Origin of the sequence: Nocardioides sp. Bht2 (assembly GCF_047308515.1) — a bacterium.
Taxonomy (GTDB): Bacteria; Actinomycetota; Actinomycetes; order Propionibacteriales; family Nocardioidaceae; genus Nocardioides.
Genome location: NZ_JBLBWI010000001.1, coordinates 733,190 through 756,600, shown reverse-complemented (window position 1 = coordinate 756,600; position 23,411 = coordinate 733,190). Strand labels below are relative to the sequence as shown.

The 23,411-nt window shown below is 69.4% G+C and carries 19 protein-coding genes; 12 read left to right on the top strand and 7 right to left on the bottom strand.

Going from position 1 to position 23,411, the window contains the following annotated elements:
- The first annotated feature begins 110 nt into the window (after nucleotides 1-110).
- From ACLM5J_RS03595 to ACLM5J_RS03575, 5 genes are all read left to right on the top strand, one after another.
- Entirely contained in the window at nucleotides 111-1,424 is a 1,314-nt protein-coding gene (locus ACLM5J_RS03595) for a hypothetical protein (RefSeq protein ID WP_413654683.1), read from the top strand.
- Nucleotides 1,425-1,514: 90 nt separating this feature from the next.
- Nucleotides 1,515-4,112, top strand: a complete 2,598-nt coding sequence (locus ACLM5J_RS03590; protein WP_413654682.1) for a LuxR C-terminal-related transcriptional regulator — start codon at nucleotides 1,515-1,517, stop codon at nucleotides 4,110-4,112.
- 126 nt (nucleotides 4,113-4,238) lie between these two features.
- Nucleotides 4,239-7,487, top strand: a complete 3,249-nt coding sequence (locus tag ACLM5J_RS03585) for a hypothetical protein (RefSeq protein WP_413654680.1) — start codon at nucleotides 4,239-4,241, stop codon at nucleotides 7,485-7,487.
- Between the two features lie 25 nt (nucleotides 7,488-7,512).
- Nucleotides 7,513-8,253, top strand: a complete 741-nt coding sequence (locus ACLM5J_RS03580; RefSeq protein WP_413654679.1) for a DNA alkylation repair protein — start codon at nucleotides 7,513-7,515, stop codon at nucleotides 8,251-8,253.
- An 86-nt stretch (nucleotides 8,254-8,339) separates the two neighbouring features.
- Nucleotides 8,340-9,038 (top strand): NAD-dependent deacylase, encoded by a 699-nt coding sequence (locus tag ACLM5J_RS03575; protein WP_413654677.1) that lies wholly within the window; start codon nucleotides 8,340-8,342, stop codon nucleotides 9,036-9,038.
- A 19-nt stretch (nucleotides 9,039-9,057) separates the two neighbouring features.
- Here the strand turns inward: ACLM5J_RS03575 and ACLM5J_RS03570 are convergent, their stop codons facing one another.
- Nucleotides 9,058-9,840 (bottom strand): TetR/AcrR family transcriptional regulator, encoded by a 783-nt coding sequence (locus tag ACLM5J_RS03570; protein WP_413654675.1) that lies wholly within the window; start codon nucleotides 9,838-9,840, stop codon nucleotides 9,058-9,060.
- A 97-nt stretch (nucleotides 9,841-9,937) separates the two neighbouring features.
- Here ACLM5J_RS03570 and ACLM5J_RS03565 point away from each other — a divergent pair, with 97 nt between their 5' ends.
- The 4 genes from ACLM5J_RS03565 to ACLM5J_RS03550 all read left to right on the top strand — a co-directional run bounded on the left by ACLM5J_RS03565 (nucleotide 9,938) and on the right by ACLM5J_RS03550 (nucleotide 15,903).
- Nucleotides 9,938-12,058: an MMPL family transporter gene (locus ACLM5J_RS03565; RefSeq protein WP_413654673.1), complete on the top strand. Its 2,121-nt coding sequence runs from the start codon at nucleotides 9,938-9,940 to the stop codon at nucleotides 12,056-12,058.
- Between the two features lie 63 nt (nucleotides 12,059-12,121).
- Entirely contained in the window at nucleotides 12,122-14,029 is a 1,908-nt protein-coding gene (locus tag ACLM5J_RS03560; protein WP_413654672.1) for an anthranilate synthase family protein, read from the top strand.
- 15 nt (nucleotides 14,030-14,044) lie between these two features.
- Complete coding sequence (locus ACLM5J_RS03555) at nucleotides 14,045-14,629, top strand: anthranilate synthase component II (protein WP_413654671.1); 585 nt, start codon at nucleotides 14,045-14,047, stop codon at nucleotides 14,627-14,629.
- Nucleotides 14,629-15,903, top strand: coding sequence for an anthranilate synthase component I family protein (locus ACLM5J_RS03550; RefSeq protein WP_413654670.1), 1,275 nt, complete (start codon nucleotides 14,629-14,631; stop codon nucleotides 15,901-15,903). Before ACLM5J_RS03555 ends, ACLM5J_RS03550 begins: the two co-directional genes overlap by 1 nt.
- A 30-nt stretch (nucleotides 15,904-15,933) precedes the next feature.
- On the opposite strand, the gene ACLM5J_RS03545 is transcribed toward ACLM5J_RS03550, so the two are convergent.
- Together ACLM5J_RS03545 and ACLM5J_RS03540 are read right to left on the bottom strand one after the other, a co-directional pair.
- Nucleotides 15,934-17,358 carry an ATP-binding protein gene (locus ACLM5J_RS03545; RefSeq protein ID WP_413654669.1) on the bottom strand — a complete coding sequence of 475 codons (1,425 nt, stop codon included), beginning with the start codon at nucleotides 17,356-17,358 and terminating at the stop codon, nucleotides 15,934-15,936.
- Nucleotides 17,358-18,056 (bottom strand): response regulator transcription factor, encoded by a 699-nt coding sequence (locus tag ACLM5J_RS03540; RefSeq protein ID WP_413654668.1) that lies wholly within the window; start codon nucleotides 18,054-18,056, stop codon nucleotides 17,358-17,360. The genes ACLM5J_RS03545 and ACLM5J_RS03540 overlap by 1 nt, the downstream gene beginning before the upstream one ends.
- 174 nt (nucleotides 18,057-18,230) lie before the next feature.
- On the opposite strand from ACLM5J_RS03540, the gene ACLM5J_RS03535 reads away from it, so the two are divergent.
- On the top strand, nucleotides 18,231-18,737 hold the full coding sequence (locus ACLM5J_RS03535) for a hypothetical protein (protein WP_413654666.1): 507 nt from the start codon (nucleotides 18,231-18,233) through the stop codon (nucleotides 18,735-18,737).
- Here ACLM5J_RS03535 and ACLM5J_RS03530 read toward each other — a convergent pair.
- The 3 genes from ACLM5J_RS03530 to ACLM5J_RS03520 are packed head-to-tail and all read right to left on the bottom strand — an operon-like array spanning nucleotide 18,730 to nucleotide 20,452.
- Nucleotides 18,730-19,587, bottom strand: a complete 858-nt coding sequence (locus ACLM5J_RS03530) for a fructosamine kinase family protein (RefSeq protein ID WP_413654664.1) — start codon at nucleotides 19,585-19,587, stop codon at nucleotides 18,730-18,732. The genes ACLM5J_RS03535 and ACLM5J_RS03530 overlap by 8 nt on opposite strands.
- On the bottom strand, nucleotides 19,584-20,081 hold the full coding sequence (locus ACLM5J_RS03525; RefSeq protein ID WP_413654662.1) for a low molecular weight protein-tyrosine-phosphatase: 498 nt from the start codon (nucleotides 20,079-20,081) through the stop codon (nucleotides 19,584-19,586). Before ACLM5J_RS03525 ends, ACLM5J_RS03530 begins: the two co-directional genes overlap by 4 nt.
- Nucleotides 20,081-20,452: a phage holin family protein gene (locus ACLM5J_RS03520; protein WP_413654660.1), complete on the bottom strand. Its 372-nt coding sequence runs from the start codon at nucleotides 20,450-20,452 to the stop codon at nucleotides 20,081-20,083. The genes ACLM5J_RS03525 and ACLM5J_RS03520 overlap by 1 nt, the downstream gene beginning before the upstream one ends.
- A 92-nt stretch (nucleotides 20,453-20,544) precedes the next feature.
- Here ACLM5J_RS03520 and ACLM5J_RS03515 point away from each other — a divergent pair, with 92 nt between their 5' ends.
- Complete coding sequence (locus ACLM5J_RS03515; protein WP_413654658.1) at nucleotides 20,545-21,654, top strand: histidinol-phosphate transaminase; 1,110 nt, start codon at nucleotides 20,545-20,547, stop codon at nucleotides 21,652-21,654.
- A gap of 116 nt (nucleotides 21,655-21,770) precedes the next feature.
- Nucleotides 21,771-22,769, top strand: a complete 999-nt coding sequence (locus tag ACLM5J_RS03510) for a glutathione S-transferase family protein (protein ID WP_413654657.1) — start codon at nucleotides 21,771-21,773, stop codon at nucleotides 22,767-22,769.
- Nucleotides 22,770-22,775: 6 nt separating this feature from the next.
- On the opposite strand, the gene ACLM5J_RS03505 is transcribed toward ACLM5J_RS03510, so the two are convergent.
- Entirely contained in the window at nucleotides 22,776-23,321 is a 546-nt protein-coding gene (locus ACLM5J_RS03505) for a TetR/AcrR family transcriptional regulator (RefSeq protein WP_413654656.1), read from the bottom strand.
- Nucleotides 23,322-23,411: the final 90 nt, after the last annotated feature.

Below are 23,411 nucleotides of genomic sequence, written 5' to 3'. Positions count from 1 at the left end.
GCCGACCCGGGCTCGACCTTTCGCTCATCTTCTTGTTCGCCCCCTGGCCGCTCAGTACAGTTCCGGCAACCAGCCGACCGGCGGACGGATGCAGAGGAGCTCGACCGCTCATGACGATCCACTTTCCTGATCTGGCGGAGCGGGTCCGCAGCCAGGCCGAGCTGCAGCCCGACCTCTACGGCGACGTCGACTTCACCGTGATGCCGTACCGGTGGACGGTCGACCCCGACGATCGATCGGCGCTGAGCTCGTGGCTCGCGGAGCGAGGGCCGCTGTTGGCGGACGAGAGCCTGATCGAGCTGATCCGGACCGCCACCCTGCTCGGAGACGTCGTCGCCGATCCGTATGCGGCGCTGGTCGAGACCTACGGGATGAAGGGGCTGATCGGCATGCTGTCGACGGCCTGCCGTGACGGGATCGACGCCGTCCCGGACGCCCCGGACGAGCTGCGCACGTTCCTCGCCTCGATGGAGGCGACACCGGCCTGGCTGGACATGGAGCTCGTGGAGGAGGGCGCTCGCCACTCCCGCGTCCCCGCTGCCTTCCTCTCGCCGTTCATCATGCGGGGCGCCTTCCTCGGCACCTTCACCAACACCTACGCCGCGCTGCCGATGGCGCTGACCGGTGCGCTCTCGGGGAAGCGGGCCGCTCGACGGGTGATCGAGACCAGCAGCTTCTTCCTGCTCACCACCTTGCCCGGCGCCCTGGAGCGGCACGGGATCGGCTTCGAGACGGCCGCGCACGTACGGTTGATGCATTCAGTGGTTCGCTACAACGCACTCAAACGTTCGGCGAAGTGGGACCGCGAGGTCTACGGCATCCCGGTGCCGCAGGTCGACCAGATGCCCGCGGGGATGATCAACATCCTGGTGCTGGCCCGCGCCGCACTCGCCGCCGGCCGGACCGAATGGACGCCGCGGGAACGCGCGATCCACGAGTTCGTCCGCTACCGCTGCTTCCTGCTGGGGATGCCCGAGGAGCTGCTGTCGAGCGACCCGGCCGGCATCATGCGCGCCTTCGCCACCCGGCAGGCGACGTTGCGGCACTCCTTCGACGACGAGATCTGCGGCGAGCTGGTCCGGTCCACGATGGCTGCCTACCTGTTGCCGGACCACTCGCTCGGTAACCGGGTCGGTGACCGGATCGAGCGGGCCTGGAGCAAGGTCTTCGTCAGCCAGACCATTGCCCGCGGCCCGGGAGTGGCGGCGTCGATGGGCATCGACGTCACCGCCGCCGACAAGCTCGTCGTCGCGCTCACCGCCCCGTTCGTGCTGGGGCGGCTGCGGCTGGTGATGGCTGCCGGACAGCGCCCACGCCTGGCCGGCTGGTCCGATCGGTACGCCCAGCGAGTGTTGAACAGACGGCTCACCACGTACGGCATCGACGCGATGATGACGGAGAACCACGGCGCCATGTCGTCCTGAGCGGGCGGGCCACCTTGATCAACCGCCTGCGGGACCCGACGCCGCGCCCCTAACCTGGAGAGCGCGCATCTACTCGGGACGAGGTGAGCGATGCCAGCCCATCCGTCGGTACTGCTCCACCGGCATCGCCTGCACGACCTGCTCGATCAGAGCGTCAGCAGGTTGACCGTCATCTCCGGGCCGAGCGGCTTCGGCAAGACCAGCCTGGTCCGGGCGTGGGCGGAGACGTCGACGGCGAGCGATCTGGTCTGGGTCACGCTGGAGAGCGACCTCGACTCCCGTGCCGCGTTCTGGCAGACCGTGCTGGCAGGTGTCGGGCGAGCCGGCCTCGTGGGCCGCTCGGCGTTGGCCCTGGCCTCGGAGATAGAGGAGTCCGACGACCCGGCTGCGGTGCTCGCGCGCGGGTTCAGCCTCTGCCGGACGCCGCTGCTGGTGGTCGACGCCTATGAACGCCTACGGACGACCCCGGAGCTGGTGGACGCCGACCTCGCCCGCCTCGCCCAGCTCGTGCCGCAGTTACGGATCGTGGTCACCACGCGCACCTCCAGCGGTCTGGCCAGTCCGGCCCGCAGCCTGCGCGGGGAGGTGCAGTTGCTCAACCCGCGCGACCTCGCCTTCACGCTTGCTGAGACCGCGGACCTACTCGGTGCCTTCGCGGCACCGATGCCGGACGCCGCCGCGTCCAGGCTGCACCGTGCCACCCGCGGCTATCCGCTGGCGTTGCGTGCTGCCCTGCTGTCGTCCGCCCCGCTCGACGGGTCGTTGCCGTCACCGCCGAGTGCGGAGCTGGACGGGTGGCAGCGTCTCGTCGCCGAAGACCTCAGGATCCAGCTGCAGCAGCGTTCGGCCTACGACTTCGTGCTCGCCACCAGCGTGCCGCCCTACTTCGACGCCGACCTCGCCGTCGCGCTGGCGCCGCAGGCCGCGGAACCCGCACGGGTGAAGGAGATCCTTGACGATCTGGAGTGGCACGGGTTCGGGCGTTGGATACCGTTCGCGCCGGGAACGCAGGTCTTCCAGTACGTCGAGTCGCTGCGCGAGGTGATGCTGGTCGAGGTTCGGGGCTGGTCGCGACCCGACCAGGTCCGCGCCGCGGAGTCCAGTGCGATCTGGCTGGCCAGTCACGGTGGCTATGAAGCTGCCCTGGAGATGGCGGTCGGCGCCGGACTCTTCGGCGTCGCGGCGTGGGTCTATGCGGGCGTGGTCGGCACCAACCAGGACGCCGTCTCCTCGAACCTGGTGAACCGGCACCTGACATCGGTGCCCAGCAAGGCGTTGATCAACTTCCCGGCACTAGCCTTCGGGCGCGGACTGGCCTGCTTCCGGGACCCTTCGTTGCGAGGTGCGGCTGCGGAGTTCTTCAAGATCTCTGCCGAGTGGGAACGCCCCAAGCTGGCCAGCCCGACGCTCGCGCACTTCCTGCTCGGACACCTCGCCCGGACCGTCAGTCTCCGGCTGCTGGGTCGTAGCGAGGAGTCGGCTCGCGCGGCGCTGCGGGCGCTCCACTTCAACGATGCAGTCCCTGCTGCGGAGCGCGAGGTGGTCGCCGATCTGCAACCGATGGTCCTTCGCAATCTCGCCTACTCCCTTTATCTGGAAGGAGATCTCGCGAAAGCGCGAGAGGTGGCCAGCCGCGCGATAGCGACGGCCGCCGAGGCGACCGCGCGTAACCACTCGATCGCCCACGCGCTCGGGATGTCTGCCTTCGAAGGCTGGGTCGATCAGGCGCGCTCGGTGCAGGCACAGCTGGACCCGGGTGGGTGGCGGCCGGGGGAGGAGTGCACCCACGTCAACGCCGCTGGCCGGATCGGCGAGGCGATCCTCAGCCTCGACACCTTCGACCACAAGGCGGCCCTCGCCCGCTTCGAAGGGTGCGGAGTGGTCTTCGAGACCACCGAGTTCTGGCCCCTCCACGCCTGGGTGAGGCTGCATGCCCAGCTAGGTCTCGGCAACTCCGGTGCCGAAGCCCGGAAGATCGCCGAGCAGCTCCAGCGTCGGCCGATGCCGCCGTGCATGACCGACAACCTGGCCAGCGCCGCGGTGGGCAACGCTCTCGCGATCGCGTGGCTCGCAGCGGGAAACGGTGCCAAAGCAGCAGCTCTGCTACGTCGTCCCACGCGGTTCGGTGGTCAGCTCGCACCCGCCGCGTTGCTGGCGAAGCTCGCCGCCGGCGACGCCGACGCGGCGTGGAAATCCCTTGCCGGACAGGAGTCTCAGCCCGGGCATACAGCACGGTCGCGGGCGGCGACCCTCACTCTCGGAGCGGCTGCCGCCCACCGCCTCGGCCATCAGGAGTCGGCCATCGCGTTGTTGGAGAGAGCGGTGGCCCAGGTCGGTGCCACCGGCGCGCGCCTGCATCTGGCCTACCTGCCGACCGACGACCTGGTCGACCTCCGCGCTCTCGCGGCGCGGCGCGGCAGCGCTGATCTTCAAGCCCACTTGGCGATCGGTGTGCCGGCAGCGTTCGAGACGGCGAGCAACGCGGTGGTCACCTTGAGTGAGAAGGAGCGCGCGGTGGTCGCCGCCATGGTCGAGCACCCGACCCGGAGTGCGATCGCCGCAGCCCTGCATATCTCGGAGAACACCGTGAAGACCCATCTGCAACGGATCTACCGCAAGCTCGGGGTCAACTCGCAGGCGGCAGTGCTGGAACGTGCCGTCGAACTGGACCTTCTCGACGCCCCTTAGCCGGTCCGGACCGGGTGAATCTGCGGGCGAATCATGCCCCAGTTCCTGGCTGTGCGTGCGTCGGTCGCGGTTCGGTGGGGCGACCGGTGGCGCCAGGGCCACCGGCGTCGTCAGGAGTGGCTTGTGATGTGGGAACGTCGTCGACCGGGTCGGGCCAAGGCACAGCTCTCTGCGCTGGCAGTGATGGCGATGGTCGCGCCGTGGGGATTCACCAATGCCGCAGCAGCTGACGACGGGGCGGCGCCGGAGCCGACGAACGTCGCCGAGACGGTTCGGGCCGAGACGGTTCCCGACGAGGCGTCGACCGCTGGTCCGGCGGCGCCCGATCCTGTGACGGCGCAGGAGCCTGAAGTCGGACCGGGTTCGGTGCCCGGTCCCACTCCCGAGAGTCAGCAGGCCTCCGAGCCGCCGGAGACCGACGAACCGGCACCGACGCCGGATGCCGTTGACCCGGCTGACGTCGCAGAACCGACCGTGGTCCGGCTCGAGCCGACCACGTCCGAAGCGGAGGTCGGTGCCGACGTCACCTTCACACTCTGGGCGGGTGACGACACCGCCCAGACCACCGCTGTCACCGACGAAGCCACCTTCGAGTTCGTCGGTGGCAGCGGAACCTGTACCGGCAACGTCTGCAGCACCACCCGCGCTGGCAACTATGTGATCAAGGCGAGCTGGCGAGGTTTGGTCGACGTCGCCTCATTGCGGGTCTACCCGGGAGCGCCGGCCACGTTCGAGCTCTCGCCCGCCCGGGTCACCGCTCTCCCGGGTGAGCCGCAGCTGTTCGATGCGCGCTGGTCGGACGCCGGCGGGAACCCGATCGAATCCTTCGGCGGTGGCGTCGAGGTGGACCACGGTCCCGACGTCGCCTGCACCGTCGCCGGTCCGTCGATCACCTGCCGCTCGGCTGTGGTGGGCAGCCACACGATCACCGCGTCTCCGGTGAGCGATCCGTCGACCACCGCGCAGGCCCAGCTGGTGGTGGAGGACGGGCCGGGGGCCGTCGGGGGACTGGAGACCGTCCTCGGCAGCGAGACGTTCGAGGCCGGGGCGCCCTTCGCGGTGACCGCCCGGGGACTCGATATTGCTGGGGAGCCGGTCGATGTGACCGCACAGACCACCTTCCGGATCCTGCACTCCGGTGGCAGCGATCTGACCGAACCGGTTGGGGACTGCGCTGCTGGCAGCTGTCGGATCGAGCGGGCCGGGGCGTACCAGATCCTCAGCATCTACCGCGGCCGTCATGCCTATGCGCAGATCACCGTGTCGCCTGCGGCGCCGGTCGAGATGCTCTTCTCGCCTTCAGACATCCATGTCGGCGTCGGCACACCGGCGGTGCTGGTCCCCGTTGTGGTCGACCGTTTCGGCAACCGTTCGCAGCCCGACGATCTCGGTGCCGTGACGCTGCGCGTCGAGGCGCCGGCCCAGTGCATGGGCGTCCTGTGTGGCTCGATGGAGCCGGGAAGCTACCGGGTCGACGCCGCCTTCGGCGACGTGGTGGCGACGGCGAGCCTGCGTGTTCACCCGGCTGCGACAGCGGACCCGAAACGCGTCGCTTCGATCAGGGTCGCGCCGGCGGCACCGACCGTCCCGGCCGGTGAGCCGGGAGAGTTCGTCGTCTACGGCTTCGATGCGCAGGACCAGCCGCTGGGTACCGTCTCCGACGGCGTCACCCTGGCGGTCGACGGTGCTGGGAGCTGGCGGACCCCTCGTGGTCGCCAGTCGCGCGGCTGCGAGGCTCTGACCTGCAGTTCGACGCTGGTCGGCGAGTTCGGGGTCACGGCGACATTCGGCGCGCTGAGCGCCACCAGCACGTTGACGGTGGTAGCCGGCGACCGCGTCGGCAACGGTCTCGCGCCGGCGAACGCGGTCGTCAGAGCAGGCGAGCGGCAGACCTACGTCTACGGCAGTCTCGACGAATACGGCAACGTCGCCGGACGGCCCTCGGGCTTCATCCAGATGTCGATGGTCGCCAGCTCCGGTGCCCAGTGCGACGGGTACGAGTGCTGGGCGAACACCCCGGGAACCTATGTGATCGGCGTCGACAGGTCGTCCCGAACCGGTTCGGACGTCGACTGGGGAATGAACGCGCTGCTGACCGTCATTCCCGCCGACGTCGAGCGGATCGAGGTCACCGCGACGCCCCGGAGGGTCGCAGCCGGCGAGGAGATCACGTTGAGTGCGACCGCCTACGACCCTCAGGACCGCGAACTCGGTGACGTCACCGAGGAGACCACCTTCACCAGCGTCGGTGCGATGAGCTGCGTGGCCGAGCTCTGCCGCAGCACGACGGCCGGGACCTTCTCGATCACCGGGACCTTGGGCGAGCTGAGTGACCGCGTCGACGTCGAGGTGGTCGCCGGGGACGCCGACCACGATTCGTTGACGCCGCAGACCGCGACGCTGCGGGTCGGGGAGGCCGTTGACTACTCCGTCAGTCGCTACGACGAGTTCGACAACCTGATCGCCGTCGTCACGAGCGCCTACAGCTTTGACGCAAGCCCCGGGGCCACCTGTGATGATGCGCGGTGCTCCTCGCGCCGGGTGGGTAGCCACGACGTCACCGCGACGGCGTTCGGACAGCCCGCGCTGAGAGCCCGGTTCACGGTCGAGCTGCCGGAGGAGGCCTACCTCGTGGTGTCGCCGGCCGAGGCCGAGGTGCGGGCAGGTGAGAGAGCCGCGTTCACCGCCGTGCTGCACGACGAGTCCGGCGGCGTCGTCGAAGACGTGACCGAGGAGACGACCTTCACGGCCGGGGAGGGTGCCTCGTGCGAGCTCGCGGCGTGCACCGGCACGGCGACCGGCCGGTACCTGGTCAACGGTGTCTACGGCGAACTCACCGACGACGCCGCCTTGGTGGTCACGGCGGCGGAGGTGGACCGCATCGTCCTCAGCCCGGATGCAGCCGTGATCGACGCCGGTGATCGGCAGTCGTTCGGGGTTACCGGCTACGACGCCTTCGGCAACGTGGTCGGGGAGCTCACCGAGGATTCCGACTTCGCGATCTCGGGCAACGGCCGTTGCGAGTCGAACGCCTGCGGTGCCGAGCGTGGTGGGGCCTATCGGGTGACGGCCAGTTACCGGGTGCCGGGGGCTGAGCGGGCAGCGGCGGCTGCGCCGGGCGAGCTGCTCAGCGCTGAGGCTGCGCTGACGGTCCGTGCGGCCGACACCGACGACCCGGACACCGACGACCCGGGGACGGGCGAATCGGGCGACAACGACGATGCCGACGACCCGAGCAACGACGCTCCGTCGAGTGCCAGGGATGACGCGCAGGAACTGCCCGCCACGGGCGCCACGCTCGTCTGGTGGCATCTGCTGCTCGCCCTGCTGCTGGTGACGCTCGGCGGCGTCGGGCTTCGCCGCCGTCGAGGCTGAGCGGTCCGGCTCGTATCGTGATCGCGTGCCCACCTCGACCGCTGACGACGTCCGCGCCGCGCTCGCGCTGCGTGCCGACCCCTACTACGCGGCGCAGTTGGCCCGGTTCTTCCAGACCCACCCCGGTGGCTATGGGGAGGGCGATCTCTTCATCGGGGTCCGGGTTCCCGCGGTGCGTGCGGTGGCCAAGGAACACCGCGGGTTGGCATTGGCCGAGGTCCGCGACCTGTTGGACGACGACGAGCACGAGCACCGACTGGCCGCCCTGGTGCTGGCCGTCGACGCCTTCCGGAGGGCGCTCAAGCCGCGCAGCAACGACGCTGCGTTGCGTGAGGAATTGCACGCGCTCTATCTCGACGCGGTCTACGCGGGGTGCGTCAACAACTGGGATCTGGTCGACGTGTCGAGTGAATGGTTGGTCGGCGAACACCTCCGGACGACCGGTGCCGGGACCGCGCTGATCCGGGACCTGGTGGCGGAGGAGGACCTGTGGCGCCGACGGGTCGGGATCATCGCGACCTTCGCGCAGATCAAGGCCGGCCAGGCGCAGCCGACCTTCGACGTCGCCGCGATGGTGCTGGCCGACCGGCGGGACCTGATCCAGAAGGCGTCGGGCTGGATGGTCCGTGAGGTCGGTAAGCGGATCGATCGGGCGGTGATGGTCGACTTCCTCACCGAGCACGCCTCCCGGATGGGGCGCACCGCGCTCTCCTACGCCGTCGAGCACCTCGACCCGGAGCTGCGTGCCCATCTGCGCGCGTTGTGACCAGCGCTGGGCGAGGTGATCGGGTGCACATCGCACCGGCTACTCTGGTCGCCGCTTACGAGACCTAACGAGTTCGGAGTCACCTGATGAGGATCGTGGTGCTGACCGGTGCCGGTATCTCCGCCGAGAGCGGGGTACCGACCTTCCGCGACGCCGACGGCCTCTGGGAAGGACACCGGATCGAGGACGTCGCGACACCGGAGGCGTACGAAGCGCAGCCGACCGCGGTGCAGCGGTTCTACGACGACCGCCGTAAGTCGCTGGCCGGAGTCGAGCCGAACCCGGCCCACGTCGCTCTGGCCCGTCTGGAGGAGGTCCTCGGCGAGGATCTCTTCCTGGTCACCCAGAACATCGACGACCTGCATGAGCGGGGCGGCTCGCAGCAGGTCGCGCACATGCACGGCGAACTGCTCAAGGCCTGGTGCCGTTCCTGTGACGGGCGGGTGCCGTGGACCGGGGAGCTCGCCGACTTCCCGCCCTGCCCGCGTTGCGGCGTCTCGGAGCTGCGACCGGACGTGGTCTGGTTCGGCGAGATCCCCTACGGCATGGACGAGATCCAGCGCCGGCTGCTCCGCGCCGACCTCTTCGTCTCGGTCGGCACCTCGGGCGCGGTCTACCCCGCTGCCGGATTCGTGCAGTTGGCGGCGTCGTGTGGGGCCAAGACCCTGGAACTCAATCTCGAGCCGAGTGAGGGCACGCACTTCTTCTCCGAGGCTCGACACGGCCGCGCCGGCGACCTGGTGCCGGTCTGGGTCGACGAGGTGCTGCGCTCGTACGGCTTCTGAGCGCTCACGCCCTTGAGCCCTACGGGTTCTGCCACGGCGAGCTCTGAGCCGCCAGCTCGGCGGCCAGGATCGCCTTCAGCCGACTGCCTTCCGGCTCAGCCTCCAGGCCGAGTGGCGGGAGCTGGGAGTGCATGGCGGCGGTGAACATCGCGGCGCTCTCGATGACGCGCGGGTCCATGTGCCCGAAGACCTCCAGGGTGACCACCCCGTAGAGGGTCTGCCAGGCACGCATGAAGATCCAGATCACGCCTCGTTCTGCCGCTGGGATGGTGCTGGCGTCGATCGGCAGCAGCGGGTCGAGGACGGCCTCGCGCACCGACGGCTCGAGCTCGTCGAGGGACGGATGCGCGATACCGCGCTCCTGCCAGATCCGCACCAGCAGGCCGTTCATGTAATGCCCGGAGGTGGCCGAGGTGAGCAGCTCGCGGCGCACGCAGCTGCTGTCGGCGATCGGGTTGGCGAAGATCAGGCCGAACTCGCGCGGGTTGGTCAGGGCCCAGGCGCGGAACGCAGCCGTGGCGGCGACGAGCTGACCGGCCGGGTCGTCGTCGGGGTACCGCGCGGCGGCCTCGGCGAACGTCGCGGTGGCGGCCTTGTCGATCTCGAAGGCGACCAGGTCGACCAGCTCCTGATAGCTGGCGACATAGCGGTAGAGCGCCGGGGCGGTGATCCCCATCCGTTGCGCGATGGCGCGCAGGGAGAGCTCTTTGCCCTCGGCGAGCAGGGTCCGCGCGGTGGTGACGATCTCGGCGTAGGTGGCTTCGCGTTGACGTTCGCGGCGACCCGGCGTGGTGCTCGTCACTCTTCTCCTTGGGCCCGAAAGGTCTTGACCCGGGGAGTTTACACCGTTTACGGTTAACGCCGTTAACTCTAATGAAGGTCCTTCACAGGGGTAGGTCATGGTTGATCGTTGGGGCAGGTTCGTCGCACGTCGTTCGTTGCCGGTGCTGGTGGTCGCGCTGCTGACGGCAGTGCTGGCCGGGGTCTACGGGTTCGGCGTCTTCGGCAACCTCGCCGACGGCGGGTTCGACGACCCGAACTCCGAGAGCGCCCGGCAGTTGGAGCTCCAGCGCGATGTCTTCGGCAACCAGGGTGTCGACGTCGTGGCGATCTACTCCAGTGACACCTTGGCGGCCGACGACCCGGCGTTCGAAGAGGCGGTCACCAGCACCCTCGCCGGGCTCCCCGACGGCGTCACCGTGCGGAGCTGGTACGACACCCAGGACCCGTCCATGCTGAGCCGTGACGGCGATGCGGTGACCGCTTTCATCTCGCTGGCCGGCGATACCCAGAACGAGAACTCGGAGAGCTTCAAAGAGGTCAAGCCGCTGCTGGAGGCCGAAGGGCTGGAGACCGAGATCGCCGGTACCTGGGCGGTCTACGACGACGTCAACGAACACACCAGTGCCGACCTCAAGCGGGCCGAGCTGATCGCGCTGCCGCTGGTGCTGCTGCTCTCCCTGGTCATCTTCGGCAGCCTGGTCGCGGCCAGCATGCCGGTCCTGGTCGGCGCCGTCGCGGTGATCGGTGGCCTCGCCGTGGTGCGGCTGATCGCGGTCTTCACCGAGGTCTCCATCTTCTCGATCAACATCATCACCCTGCTCGGGATGGGGTTGGCGATCGACTACGCCCTCTTCGTGGTCAGCAGGTTCCGCGAAGAGCTCAACGCGCGCGGCGACGAGCCGGATGCCGTCAGTGATGCGCTCCGCCGGACGATGGCCACAGCCGGTCGGACCGTCCTCTTCTCCGGTCTGACCGTGGCGGCGGCGATGAGCTCGCTGCTGGTCTTCCCGCAGGGCTTCCTCCGCTCGATCGGCTATGGCGGCATGGCCGCGGTGATCGTGGCGATGATCGCCTCGTTGACCGTGCTGCCCGCGGTCCTGGGCCTGCTCGGACGCCGGATCGACGCCGGCCGGGTGCCGCTGCTCAACCGTCGGGCCAAGGACCCGCACGCTGAAGAGCACGGAGCCTGGGCGCGGCTGGCCCACACGGTGATGCGGCGCCCGGTCTTCTACGCGGTCGGGATCACCGTGATCCTGCTCGGCATCGGCGCGCCGTTCCTCGGGGTGAAGTGGGGGAGCGTCGACTACCGCGTGCTCCCGGACAGTGCCGGCGCGCATATCGCCGCGCAGCGATTGAACGACGACTTCGGGCCGGAGCGCTCCACCGCGAATATCTCGCTGTCGGGCGCCCAGGGCGACGCCATCGAGCAGTACCGCGCCGAACTGGCGCAGGTCGACGGCGTCCTCGGTGTCCAGGTGCTGGCGAGTGAAGGCTCCGAGAGCCTGCTCCAGGTCGCCTGGGAGGGGAACTCGCAGACCGAGGCCTCGCAGCAGAAGATCCATGACCTGCGTGAGATCGCCCCGCCGGACGGCGCCCAGGCGTTGGTGGGTGGATTGAGTGCCGACACGGTCGACCTGCTCGACTCGATCGGCTCGCACCTGCCCTGGATGGGTCTGGTCGTCGTCTTCGTGATGCTGGTGCTGCTCTTCCTGGCCTTCGGGTCGGTGGTGCTGCCGTTCAAGGCGATCGTGATGAATGCGCTCTCGATCACCGCGTCGTTCGGCGTCGTCACCTGGATCTTCGCCGAGGGGCACCTGGAGAACCTGCTCGGTTTCACCAGCTCCGGCTTCCTCGACGCCACCCAGCCGATCCTGATGCTGGCGATCCTCTTCGGGCTCTCGATGGACTACGAGGTCTTCCTGCTCTCGCGGGTCCGTGAGGAGTGGGACCGCAGCGGCGACAACGACCGCGCGGTCGCGGTCGGCGTCCAGAAGACCGGTCGGATCATCACCTCGGCCGCGCTCCTGCTGGCGATCGTGATCGGAGCCTTCGGGACCAGCGGGATCGTCTTCATGAAGATGATCGGGGTCGGCATGTTGGTGGCCCTGCTGATCGACGCCACCATCATCCGGGCGCTGCTGGTGCCGGCCACGATGAAGCTGCTCGGGCGCTACAACTGGTGGGCCCCCGCACCGATGGCGCGGTGGTGGCAGCGGTACGGCTTCAAGGAGAGCTGAGGTCGGTCGCCGCCGGGTGGACAGGGGCCTGCGGCCGGCGGCTGAACGATTAGAGTTTTCCCCATGTCTGAGAACCTCGCTGCCCCCTCCGCGCTCGACGCGATCATGGGGTGCGAGGCCTGGGCGGTGATCCGGCAGGGAGACCAGCCGCACGCCAGCCTGGTCGGTGGCACCCGGACGGTCGTGGAGAGCCTGCTGGACGTCCCGCTCGTCGAGGGTGTGCCCGCCGACGGCGCGACCCTGGACCGGCTGCTCGCGGTGCCCTTCCGTCAGGTCGCCGAGCGTGGCTTCGAGGCGATCGACGACGGCACCCCGCTGGTCGTCGTCGAGCTCACCGAACAGCACCAGGTCGCCGTCGAGGCGTTGATCCAGGCGCTCCCCGAGGCCGAGCTCGAGTTCGCCGACCGGGGCGGCTTCGAGATCGACGACGACGCGTACGGCAAGCTCGTCGAGCAGGTGATCTCCGCAGAGATCGGCCACGGCGAAGGCGCCAACCTGGTGGTGGCCCGCAACTTCCGCGCCAAGCTCGCCGAGTTCGGTGCCCGCGAGGCGTTGACCGTGCTGCGCCGCCTCCTGGTGCGCGAGCGCGGAGCCTATTGGACCTACGTCTTCTTCACCGGCGACCGTTTCCTGGTCGGCGCCAGCCCGGAGCGGCACGTCAGCGTCGTCGACGGCAACGTCCGGATGAACCCGATCTCAGGCACCTACCACCTGCCGAAGACGGCGCAGCCGATCGAGCAGACCAAGGCCGAGTTGCTGGAGTTCCTCGCCGACGAGAAGGAGATCTACGAGCTCTTCATGGTCGTCGACGAAGAGCTCAAGATGATGTGCGACATCTGCAGCGAGGGCGGCCAGGTGCTCGGCCCGTTCCTCAAGCCGATGACCCACCTCGTGCACACCGAGTACCTGCTCGCAGGCAAGACCAAGCGCGACGTCCGCGAGGTGCTCCGCGACACCATGTACGCCGCCACCCTCACCGGCTCCCCGGTCGAGAACGCTTGCAAGCTGATCAAGGCCTACGAGCCCGAGGGCCGTGGCTACTACGGTGCCGCGCTGGCGCTGATCGGCCGCGGCGCCGACGGCTCCTCGACGCTCGACAGCCCGATCGTGATCCGCTCGGCCGACGTCGGCCTCGACGGCACGCTGCGCGTCGTCGCCGGAGCCACCCTGGTCCGTGACTCGGTGCCCGCCAACGAGGTCCGTGAGACCCACGCCAAGGCCGGTGGCATCCTGTCGGCCTTCGGACTGGTGCCGCCCGCCGCAGCCCCGGCCGGCAGCCTGGGTGCGCTGGCCAGCGACGAGGACGTCCTGATCGCGCTCAACGAACGGAACCAGCGGCTCAGCAAGTTCTGGCTGACCAACCAGGCCGGGAAGACCCCGGACGTCGCGCTGCGCGGCAAGAGCGCCGTCATCCTCGACGGCGAGGACGACTTCGTGAACATGCTCCGCCACATCCTGGCGGTGCTCGGCATGACCTCGTCGACGGTCCGGCACGAGGATTGGAAGCCGGGCGCGCTCGACGGACACGACCTGGTCATCGTCGGGCCCGGCCCCGGCGACCCGCGCGACGGCAGCGACCCGAAGATCCAGCGGATCCGTGGCGCCGTCGACGAGTTGCTGCTCGCGGGCCAGCCGATGCTCGCCGTCTGCCTCGGCCACCAGACCCTCTGCGAGCGGCTCGGGCTGCCGTTGGCGTTCAAGGACATCGTCTTCCAGGGCACCCAGTCCCCGGTCGAGCTGCCCGGCGGGATCGAGCGGGTCGGCTTCTACAACACCTTCGTCGCCCGGGTCGGTGCCGAGACCCCGCTCCCGGACGGCGTCAGCGTGGCCACCGATGCGGTGACCGGCGACGTGCACCAGATCACCGGGCCCACGTTCCGCGGGATCCAGTTCCACGCCGAGTCGGTGCTGACCGAGAACGGCTTCGACCTGATCCACGACCTGGTCCGTGACCTGCTGGTCGCGCCGTAGCGTCATGGCGGTCCCGTGAGGAGCCCGCGGGTAGTGGTGGTCGACCACCACGATTCCTACACCTACAACCTGGTCCACCTGATCGCCGCGGTGACCGGCTCGCTGCCCGATGTGGTGCAGCATGACGAGGTCGAGGCAGCCGCGTTGCTCGAGTTCGACCGGATCGTGCTCTCGCCCGGTCCCGGACACCCTGCGGTGCCTCGGGACTTCGCGGTCGGCGGTGCGGTGCTGCGGGCCGGCACCGTCCCGGTGCTCGGGGTCTGCCTCGGGATGCAGGGGCTGGTCACCACCTTCGGCGGCGAGGTCGCCCGGATCGCGCCGGCCCACGGTGAGCTGGCCCAGGTCCGGCACCGGGGGGACTCGGTCTTCGCCGGACTGCCGACGCCGTTCGACGCCGTCCGCTACCACTCGCTGGCGGCCACTCGGATCCCCGAGGCGCTGGAGGTGACCGCCTGGTGTGCGGGGGCGAGCGGCGAACCCGACGTGGTGATGGGGGTCCGGCATCGCACGCTCCCCTTACACGGCGTGCAGTTCCACCCCGAGTCGATCCTCTCCACGCAGGGCGAGGCGCTGGTCCGCAACTTCGTGGAGCGCCCGTGATGGGCGCCGGGGCCGACCCGTCGGCGCGCTTCGTCGAGGTGGCCGCGGAGCACGCACGCTGCTTCTGGCTCGACGGCGGTGGCGCTCGGAGCTGGTCCGGTCGACGATCCCTGATCGGCTGGCTCGACGACGACGACCTCTCCCTCAGCTACGACGCGGCGACGGCCACGGTGCGGGCCCACCGGGGCGATGCCTCTGAGGTCGTCGGTACCGACATCTTCGAGGTACTCGATCGCTACCTGGAGCTTGATCGCCTTGCTGCACAGGGTTCTGACGCTGACTCTGTGCACTGGGTCGGCTACTTCGGCTACGCCTCCCGGCCGGATCTCCCAGCCCGGGTCGACCCTGGCGACCCGGCGCCGACCGCGGTCTGGATGCGGACCAGACACGTCGAGTTCTATCGGCACGAGGTCAGCGAGGCAGCGGCCCCGGCGTCGGTAGCCGAGCCGACCGAGGTGGCGACCCCGGCCGACTACCAGGCTGGATTCGACCGGGTCCAGGAGCACCTGCACGCCGGCAACTCCTACGAGGTGAACCTGACCCACCGCGAGCCTGTGGACGAGGCGCTCGAACCGCTCGACACCTATCTCCGGTTGCGGCAGCTCAACCCGGCTCCGTACGCAGGATTCCTGCAGCACAACGGAGGTTGGCTGTTGAGCTCGTCGCCGGAGCGGTTCGCTACCGTGGACGCCGACGGGTGGGTGGAGACCAAGCCGATCAAGGGGACGACCCCGCGCGGCGACACTCCCGCGGAGGATGAGGCCCACCGTGTACGCCTCGCGCAGGACGCCAAATACCGCGCCGAGAACCTGATGATCGTCGACCTGCTCCGCAACGACCTGGCGATGGTCTGCGAGCCGGGATCGGTCGAGGTGCCGGTGTTGATGGAGGTGGAGAGCTACCGCTCGGTGCACCAGTTGGTCTCCACCGTCCGCGGCCAGCTCCGCGCCGAGTTCTCGACGCTCGCCGCCCTGCGCGCACTCTTCCCGGCCGGCTCGATGACCGGGGCCCCGAAGCTGCGGACCATGGAGATCATCGCCGAGGTGGAGAACAGCGCCCGCGGCGCCTACTCCGGCGCCTTCGGCTGGATCGCCTCCGACGGTCGCGCCGATCTCGGCGTGATCATCCGCAGCATCAGTGGCGGCACCGACCTGCTCGGACGACGGCGCTGGCAGTTGGGTACCGGCGGCGGGATCACCGTCGGTTCCGACGCCGCGGAGGAGTACGCGGAGACCCAGTGGAAGGCCGCGCTGCTACGCAGGGCCCTGGGGTAGACCGGGGCTTCCGGGCTCGTCGGCCCGGAGTCAGGCGTCCGGGTCGCTGGACGGCGTCGGGCCACCCGGCAAGGAGAGCGTCAGGCAGGCGCCGCCGCCGGGAGCCTGGGTGGCGTCCACCCAGCCGGAGTGGCGCAACGCGGTCTGACGCACGATGGAGAGCCCCAACCCCGAGCCCGGCATCGACCGGGACTCGTCGGAGCGGTAGAAGCGTTCGAACACCTTGGCCCGGTCGGCCTCCGCGATCCCGGGGCCCTGGTCGGAGACGGTGAGGACGCCGTCGACCAACCGGACGGTGACGGTGCCGCCGGGCGGGCTCCACTTGACCGCGTTGTCCAGCAGGTTGGTCACCGCACGCTCCAGCGACGCCTCCTCGCCGGTCACCCACCACTCGTTGGTGGCCACATCGAACTCGACGTCGACGGCGCGACGGCGGACCCGGGTCAGCGCTCGCTCGATGATCGCCTCCAGGTCGACGGGTTCGACGACATGCGGGCTCTGCTCGTCACGGGCCAACTCGACCAGGTCGCCGATCAGGCTGGTCATCTCGTCGATCTGGCCGCGGACGTCGCCCAGCAGTTCGCGCCGTTGCTCGTCGGGCAGCCCACCCGAGGAGTCGGCCTGGATCAGCAGGTCGAGGTTGGTGCGCAGCGAGGTGAGCGGGGTGCGGAGCTCGTGGCTGGCGTCGGCGATCAGCTGCCGTTGCCGATCTCGCGATGCTCCGAGGGTGACCACCATCGAGTTGAAGGCGCTGGAGAGTCGGGCGATCTCGTCGGTGCCCTCGACGGTGATCGGGGTCAGCTGGTCGGTCCGTGCGATCTCCTCGGCCTTGGCGGTGAGTCGGCGAACCGGGCGCAGGCCGTTGCGGGCGACCGCCCACCCGGAGAGCCCGGCGATGATCACGCCGGAGAGCCCGAAGGAGAGCATCACGATGCCGAGCCGGTCGAGGATCTGCTCCTGGGAGGTCAGCGGCTGCGCGATGGTGAGCGCGATCCCGGTGTCCTTCGTCGGCACTGTCACGACGCGGTAGCTGGTGCCCTCGGCGTCGATCGTGCGGATCACACTGTGCCGGTCGCCGCGGGCGACCTCGAGCTCGTACTTCCCCAGCGGCAGGTCCGGGCCGTCGTCCATGGTCAGGGTCGCGCCGGTCGAGGAGATGAAGACGATCCGGACGTCGGCGGCGCCGAACGCCCAGGACGGCAACTCCCGGCCCGCACTCAGCTCCGGCAGGGTGGAAGAGGTGGCGGACTTCTGGGCGCGATCGAGCAGCGTCGCGTCGAGCGTGCTCTGCATCTGCATCCGGACGGTGACGAAGGCACCGAGTGCCACGAACGCCACGGTCAGGCCGACCGCGAAGGTGGTGAGCAGGGTGACCCGGCTGGCCAGGCTGCGGCGGTAGTGCCACCAGCCGTCGTCGGTCTCCTCCTGCTGGTGCGCCGCGGGGGCGTCGACCATCAGCTGGACTCCTTGAGGACGTAGCCCACGCCCCGCACGGTGTGCAGCAGCCGTGGCTCGTTCTCGGCCTCGGTCTTGCGGCGCAGGTAGCCGATGTAGACCTCCAGCGAGTTGGCGGTGGTCGGGAAGTCGTAGCCCCAGACCTCCTCCAGGATGAACGACCGTTCCAGCACCCGCCGCGGACGCCGGAGGAACATCTCCAACAGTGCGAACTCGGTCCGGGTCAGCTCGATCGACCGTTCCCCACGCTTCACCTCGCGGCTGCCGAGGTCGAGGCTCAGATCGGCGAAGGTGAGCACCTCGCCACTGTCCTCGCTCGGCACCACCCGGCGCAGCAGGGCGCGCAGCCGAGCCAGCAACTCCTCAAGGGCGAACGGCTTGGTCAGGTAGTCGTCGGCACCGGCGTCCAGGCCCGCGACCCGGTCGCCGACGGCGTCCCGCGCGGTGAGCACCAGGATCGGGACGTCGTTGCCGGCGGAGCGCAGTGCCTTGGTGGCCTCGATCCCGTCGAGGCGCGGCATCATCACGTCCATCACCACGACGTCCGGGTGCAGACCGCCGATGGTGGCGAGCGCCTCTGCGCCGTCGGTCGCCATGGAGACCTTGAAACCGTTGAACTCCAGCGAACGGCGAAGGGACTCGCGGACGGCGCGGTCGTCGTCGACCACCAGCACGTGGGAGGAATTCGTGGGGCTCACATGCTCACTCTGCCAGCCCTGCCTGAGCCGTGCCTGAGAAGCGGGCCAGAGTCGTACGAGAACCCGGGAGAAGGGGGTACCCAAAGTTGCGTATGTTCGCTCCGGGTCGGTCCGTCGCTGTCGTCCGGGGTGCCACCGTGACGGTCACGGTCGGCAAGGAGGTGACGGTCAACGATGGTGTCGATCAGTCGGCGTGCCTTCCTGACCACGGGGGTCGCCGCCGCAGCGACCGGCGCCGTGGGCATCGGCGGATGGGCGGCGGCGCCGGGCAGCGTCAAGTACCGACTCAAGGAACAGTTCGGCCTGAACCCTGATCCCTACGTGCCGGACGTGCCCGCCGGCCGGGTCCGGGTCGACTCCCTGAAGTCAGCGGCGATGGGCGATGAGGTCCGGCTGTTCACGGCGGTGCCGGACGGCTACGGAGCCGGCGCCGGCCTTCCGGTGCTGGTCGTCCTGCATGGCGCGAGTGCGACCGTGGAGGAGTTCGCCGGCTTCGGCTTCGGGCAGTTCGCCACCGCGATCGCCCGCGAGGGGTTCCCGATGGTGCTGGCCGGTACCGACGACGGACCGAACGGTTGGCTTCCTGACGGCGTCCAGGACCCGTGGACGATGCTGGTCGACGAGCTGCCGACCTGGGCTGACAACGCGTTCGCCCATGGTCGGCGTCGTCGTGTCAGCTGAAACGGGCGGCGACAGTAGCGGCACGGGCCCCGTAGCCGCCGCCGAACATGGCGGCATGGGTGAGTAGCGGGAAGAGCTGGTGGAGGCCGATCCGGTCCTCCCAACCGTCCGCGAGCGGGTACTGCTCGTGGTAGCTGTCGAGGACCCGCTGCAGATGCGGGAGTCCGAAGAGCGCGAGCATCGCTAGGTCCGTCTCGCGGTGACCGCCGTACGCGGCCGGGTCGATCAACCGCACGACGCCGTCTGCGGACCAGAGCACGTTGCCGTTCCAGAGGTCGCCGTGGAGAGGGGCCGCGGGCTCCACCGGGACCAGCGAGCCGAGCCGGGGGAGCACCGACTCGATGGCGGCGCTCTGCTCGGCGCTGAGCCGACCCCGGTCGTGGGCCAGCTTCAGGTAGGGCCGGACCCGGTGCTCGGCGAAGAACTCCGCCCAGTCGGGGGCTGGGGTGTTCCGCATCGGCAGGCGTCCGATGAAACCGTCGCTCTCGCGCCCGAATCCGGAGACGGCGGCCGCATGCAACCGGGCCAGTGCGTGTCCGAAGGAGGCGGCCGCCTCCACCGTCGGCTTGCTGGTCTCGATCCAGGGCAGGATCAGGCAGTCGTCGTCGACGGCGAGCGGCTCCGGCACCAGGTCGGGTGCGGCCTGCGCCAACCAGACGAGGGAGTCGGCCTCGCTGGCGAAGAACCGTTGCGGCGGCCGGACGTGGGACTTCACGAAGACGGCTCGGCCATCGGCCAGCCGGACCCGGGTCGCCGTGCAGATGTCGCCCCCGGCCACCGGTGAGGTTGCGGCCACCGCAGCGCCGAGCAGTTCCTCTGCTCGCCGTGCGATGGTCGGGTTCCGGGTCATGGCAGGCGCGATCCCTCAACGGTCGCCGCGATCTGCTCGACCAGGGCGTCGCTGGTCCGCTCGATCATCCGCAGGACGAGGGCGAAGCCGTCGTCGCCGCCGTAGTACGGGTCGGGCACCATCCCGTCGCCGGGCTCCGGGTCGAAGGTCCGGAAGAGCCGGGTCCGTTCGGTCTCGCCGCCGAGGTCGTTGAGGTTGTCGGCGTCCATCGCCAGCACCAGGTCGTGGTCGGTGCCCGCGGTGGGGAACTGGCGCGCGCGGTGCCGGGTGGCGTCGTAGTTGTGCTGGGTGAGTACGGCGGCGGCGCGCTTGTCCATCGGGTCGCCGACGTGCCAGTCGCCGGTGCCGTAACTGTCGGCCACGACCAGTTCGCCGAGTCCGGCCTCGGCCAGCTTCGCGTTGAGGACGACGTCCGCGATCGGGGAGCGACAGATGTTGCCCAGGCAGACCAGCGCGATCCGGTACGGGCCCTCGGAGTGTGCGGCGGGCAGCATCAGTCCTCCGCAACCACGATGTTGACGAACCAACCCACGATGCTGATCACGATGGAGCCGCCGACCGCGGTCCAGAACCCGTCGACGCTGAAGCCCACGTCGAGGACGCCGGCGATCCAGTCGGTCAACAGCAGCATCAGCGCGTTGATCACCAACAGGAACAGGCCGACGGTGACGATGATGAACGGGATCGAGAGGATCTTGACCACCGGCGCGACGAAGATGTCGATCACGCTGAGGATCGCTGCGACGATCACCAGAGGGAGAATCTTCTCCTGCCAGTCACCGCCTTCGAACCAGATGCCGTCGAAGAACCACGCCGCGACCGCTAGGCCGGCGACGTTGGCAATCATCCACCTCAGGAAAGTCACGGCACCAGAGTAGAAGAATCTGCGAAATCGTGACCTGGATCGTGACCTGGGGCCTCTTGCGGTGGCTGTCGCGAGGCTCGATGCTGGCGGGCATGGCCACCACACCCATGCCTCGGGCTTCGGTAGCGGAGATCCCGCCGTACGTGCCCGGCCGCACCCCTGTCTCCCGTCCGGGCTTCACCAGTTACAAGCTGAGTTCGAACGAGAATCCCTACCCGCCGCTGCCCGGTGTGCTCCAGGCGGCCCAGGGTGCACTCGAGCAGCTCAACCGCTATCCCGACATGGGGAACACCGCTTTGTACGGCGCGTTGGCGTCGCGTCTCGGTGTCGCGACCGACCAGCTCGCGCTCGGTACCGGGTCGGTCGGGCTGCTCTTCCACCTGGTGCAGGCGTTCGCCGGACCGGGTGATGAGGTGGTGCATGCGTGGCGCTCGTTCGAGGCCTATCCGATCGCGATCGCGGCAGCCGGGGCGAAGTCGGTCGCGGTGGGCCTGACCGCCGCGGGCGAACATGACCTCGAGGCGCTTGCTGAGGCCGTCACCGAGCGGACCAGGGTGCTGATCGTCTGCACGCCCAACAACCCGACCGGGACGGCGGTCACCCAGACCGCGCTGCGCACCCTCATCGAGCGGGTCCCGCCCCACGTGCTGGTGCTGGTCGATGAGGCGTACGTGGAGTTCGTCCGGATGCAGGACGCCGTCGACGGTCTGGCGCTCCAGCGCGAGTTCCCCAACGTGGTCTCGTTGCGGACCTTCTCCAAGGCGTACGGCCTGGCCAACCTCCGGGTCGGCTACGCGATCACCACCCCGGAGATCGCGCTGCCGCTGCGCGCGGTGGCGACGCCGTTCGGGGTCTCCACGGTCGCGCAGGCTGCTGCGGTGGCCTCGCTCAAGGCCGAGCAGGCGCTGATGGGCCGCGTCGATGCGTTGGTGCGTGAGCGGTCCCGGGTGCTTGCCGGAGTCCGCGAAGCAGGGTGGCAGCTCCCCGATGCGCAGGGCAACTTCTGCTGGTTCCCCTTCCCCGGCGACGCCGACGCGACGGCCCGGTTCGTCGCGGCGGCCGCGGCGGTCGGGATCTCGGTACGTCCGTTCGCCGGCGAGGGTGTCCGGGTCAGCGTCGGCGAGCAGGCCGGCAACGACCGGGTGATCGAACTGGCGCGGCGCGTGGCGGACGAGTTCGGAGTGCGATCGCTGCGGAGCTGACAGCAGTCAGCGTTTCGATGGTGTGGCGCGGACGCCGATCCGTTCCAGGATCCTGTTATCGGTTACGGAAGTTGAGAGTTTGACTAGATCGGCCGGCGACCTGGCACCATGGCGGTATGAGCGCGGATGAGCAGAAGGCGTCGTACGTCGAAGCGGGCAAGGAGTACGACCGGGACATGCGCTACATCCCGGACCGGATCACCGCCGAGCCCGGGCGTTCGCGCGATCCGTATGACGTGACCGCCGACGCCGACAGCGGCGCCATCGAGACGCCGACCTGGCCGGTCGAGGCTGGCCGATACCGTCTGGTCGCCGCGCGAGCCTGCCCCTGGGCCAACCGCTCGATCATCGTGCGGAGCCTGCTCGGGCTTGAGGACGTCATCTCCCTCGGTACCCCTGGCCCGACGCACGACCAGCGCAGTTGGACCTTCGACCTCGACCCGGACGGCCGCGACCCGGTGCTCGGCTACGAGCGGCTGCAGGAGGCGTACTTCGCGCGCTTCCCCGACTACCCGCGCGGGATCACCGTGCCGGCGATCGTCGACGTGCCGACCAAGGCTGTGGTCACCAACGACTTCCCGCAGATCACCCACGACCTCTTCTTCGAGTGGCGCGACTTCCACCGCGCCGATGCTCCGAACCTGTGGCCCGACGAGGTCCGTGAGGAGATGGAGGTGGTGATGAAGCGGATCTTCACCGAGGTCAACAACGGCGTCTACCGATGTGGCTTCGCCGGCTCACAGGAGGCGTACGACGCGGCCTACGAGCGGCTCTTCGCCGCGTTGGACTGGTTGGAGGAGCGGCTCACCGGCCGTCGCTACCTGATGGGCGACGCCATCACCGAAGCCGACGTTCGGCTCTTCACCACGCTGGTCCGTTTCGACGCCGTCTACCACGGGCACTTCAAGTGCAACCGGAACAAACTGATCGAGATGCCCGCGCTCTGGGGCTACGCGCGCGACCTGTTCCAGACGCCGGGCTTCGGCGAGAGCGTCGACTTCGAGCAGATCAAGCGGCACTACTACGTGGTGCACAGCGACATCAACCCGACGCAGATCGTTCCGCTCGGCCCCGACCCGTCCGGTTGGGCGACGCCGCACGGGCGCGACGCCTGAGACAGGTTATCGGGCGCTGGCCTTGAGTCGGTCGACGACCGCGAGCAGGTCGTCGATGGAGTGGTCGAAGGTGCCGGCGGTCCAGACTCCCGGCATCGCTGAGTGGTAGTAGAGCCCCTCGCCGATCAGCATGATCGCGTCGGCGATCGCGTCGTCGCCGACCTCGTCGCGGACCAGGTCGCCCCAGGCCTTGTGGATCCCCTCGATCGCGGTGATCGCGGGTTGCCAGGAGCTCTGGGCGAGCCTGAGCACCGCACGGTAGACCGGGTCCTCCTCCTCGCTGGTCTCCCACGAGGTCCGCACGTAGTTGCGCGCCGGACCCTCCGGGTCGGTGCGCATCTGTTCGAGCTCGGTCTCGGCGACGACGTTGAACCGTTCGAGGAGGGCTTCGGCGAGGGCTTCCTTGGACGGGAAGTGGTACAGCACTCCGCCCTTGGAGACGCCGGCCCGGGCTGCGACGGCGTCGATCGTGGCCGCGCGCTCGCCGTCCGTACGCAGGATCTCGGCGTATGCGTCGAGCGCCTTCTCTCGGGCGTGGGGAGGTCGAGCCATGCCCCGACCCTATCCATCCGTCGTCGACCGCGTCCGGGCGCGTTCCAGCGCGTCGCCGAGTTGGTAACTGTACCGTCTGGACGGTACAGT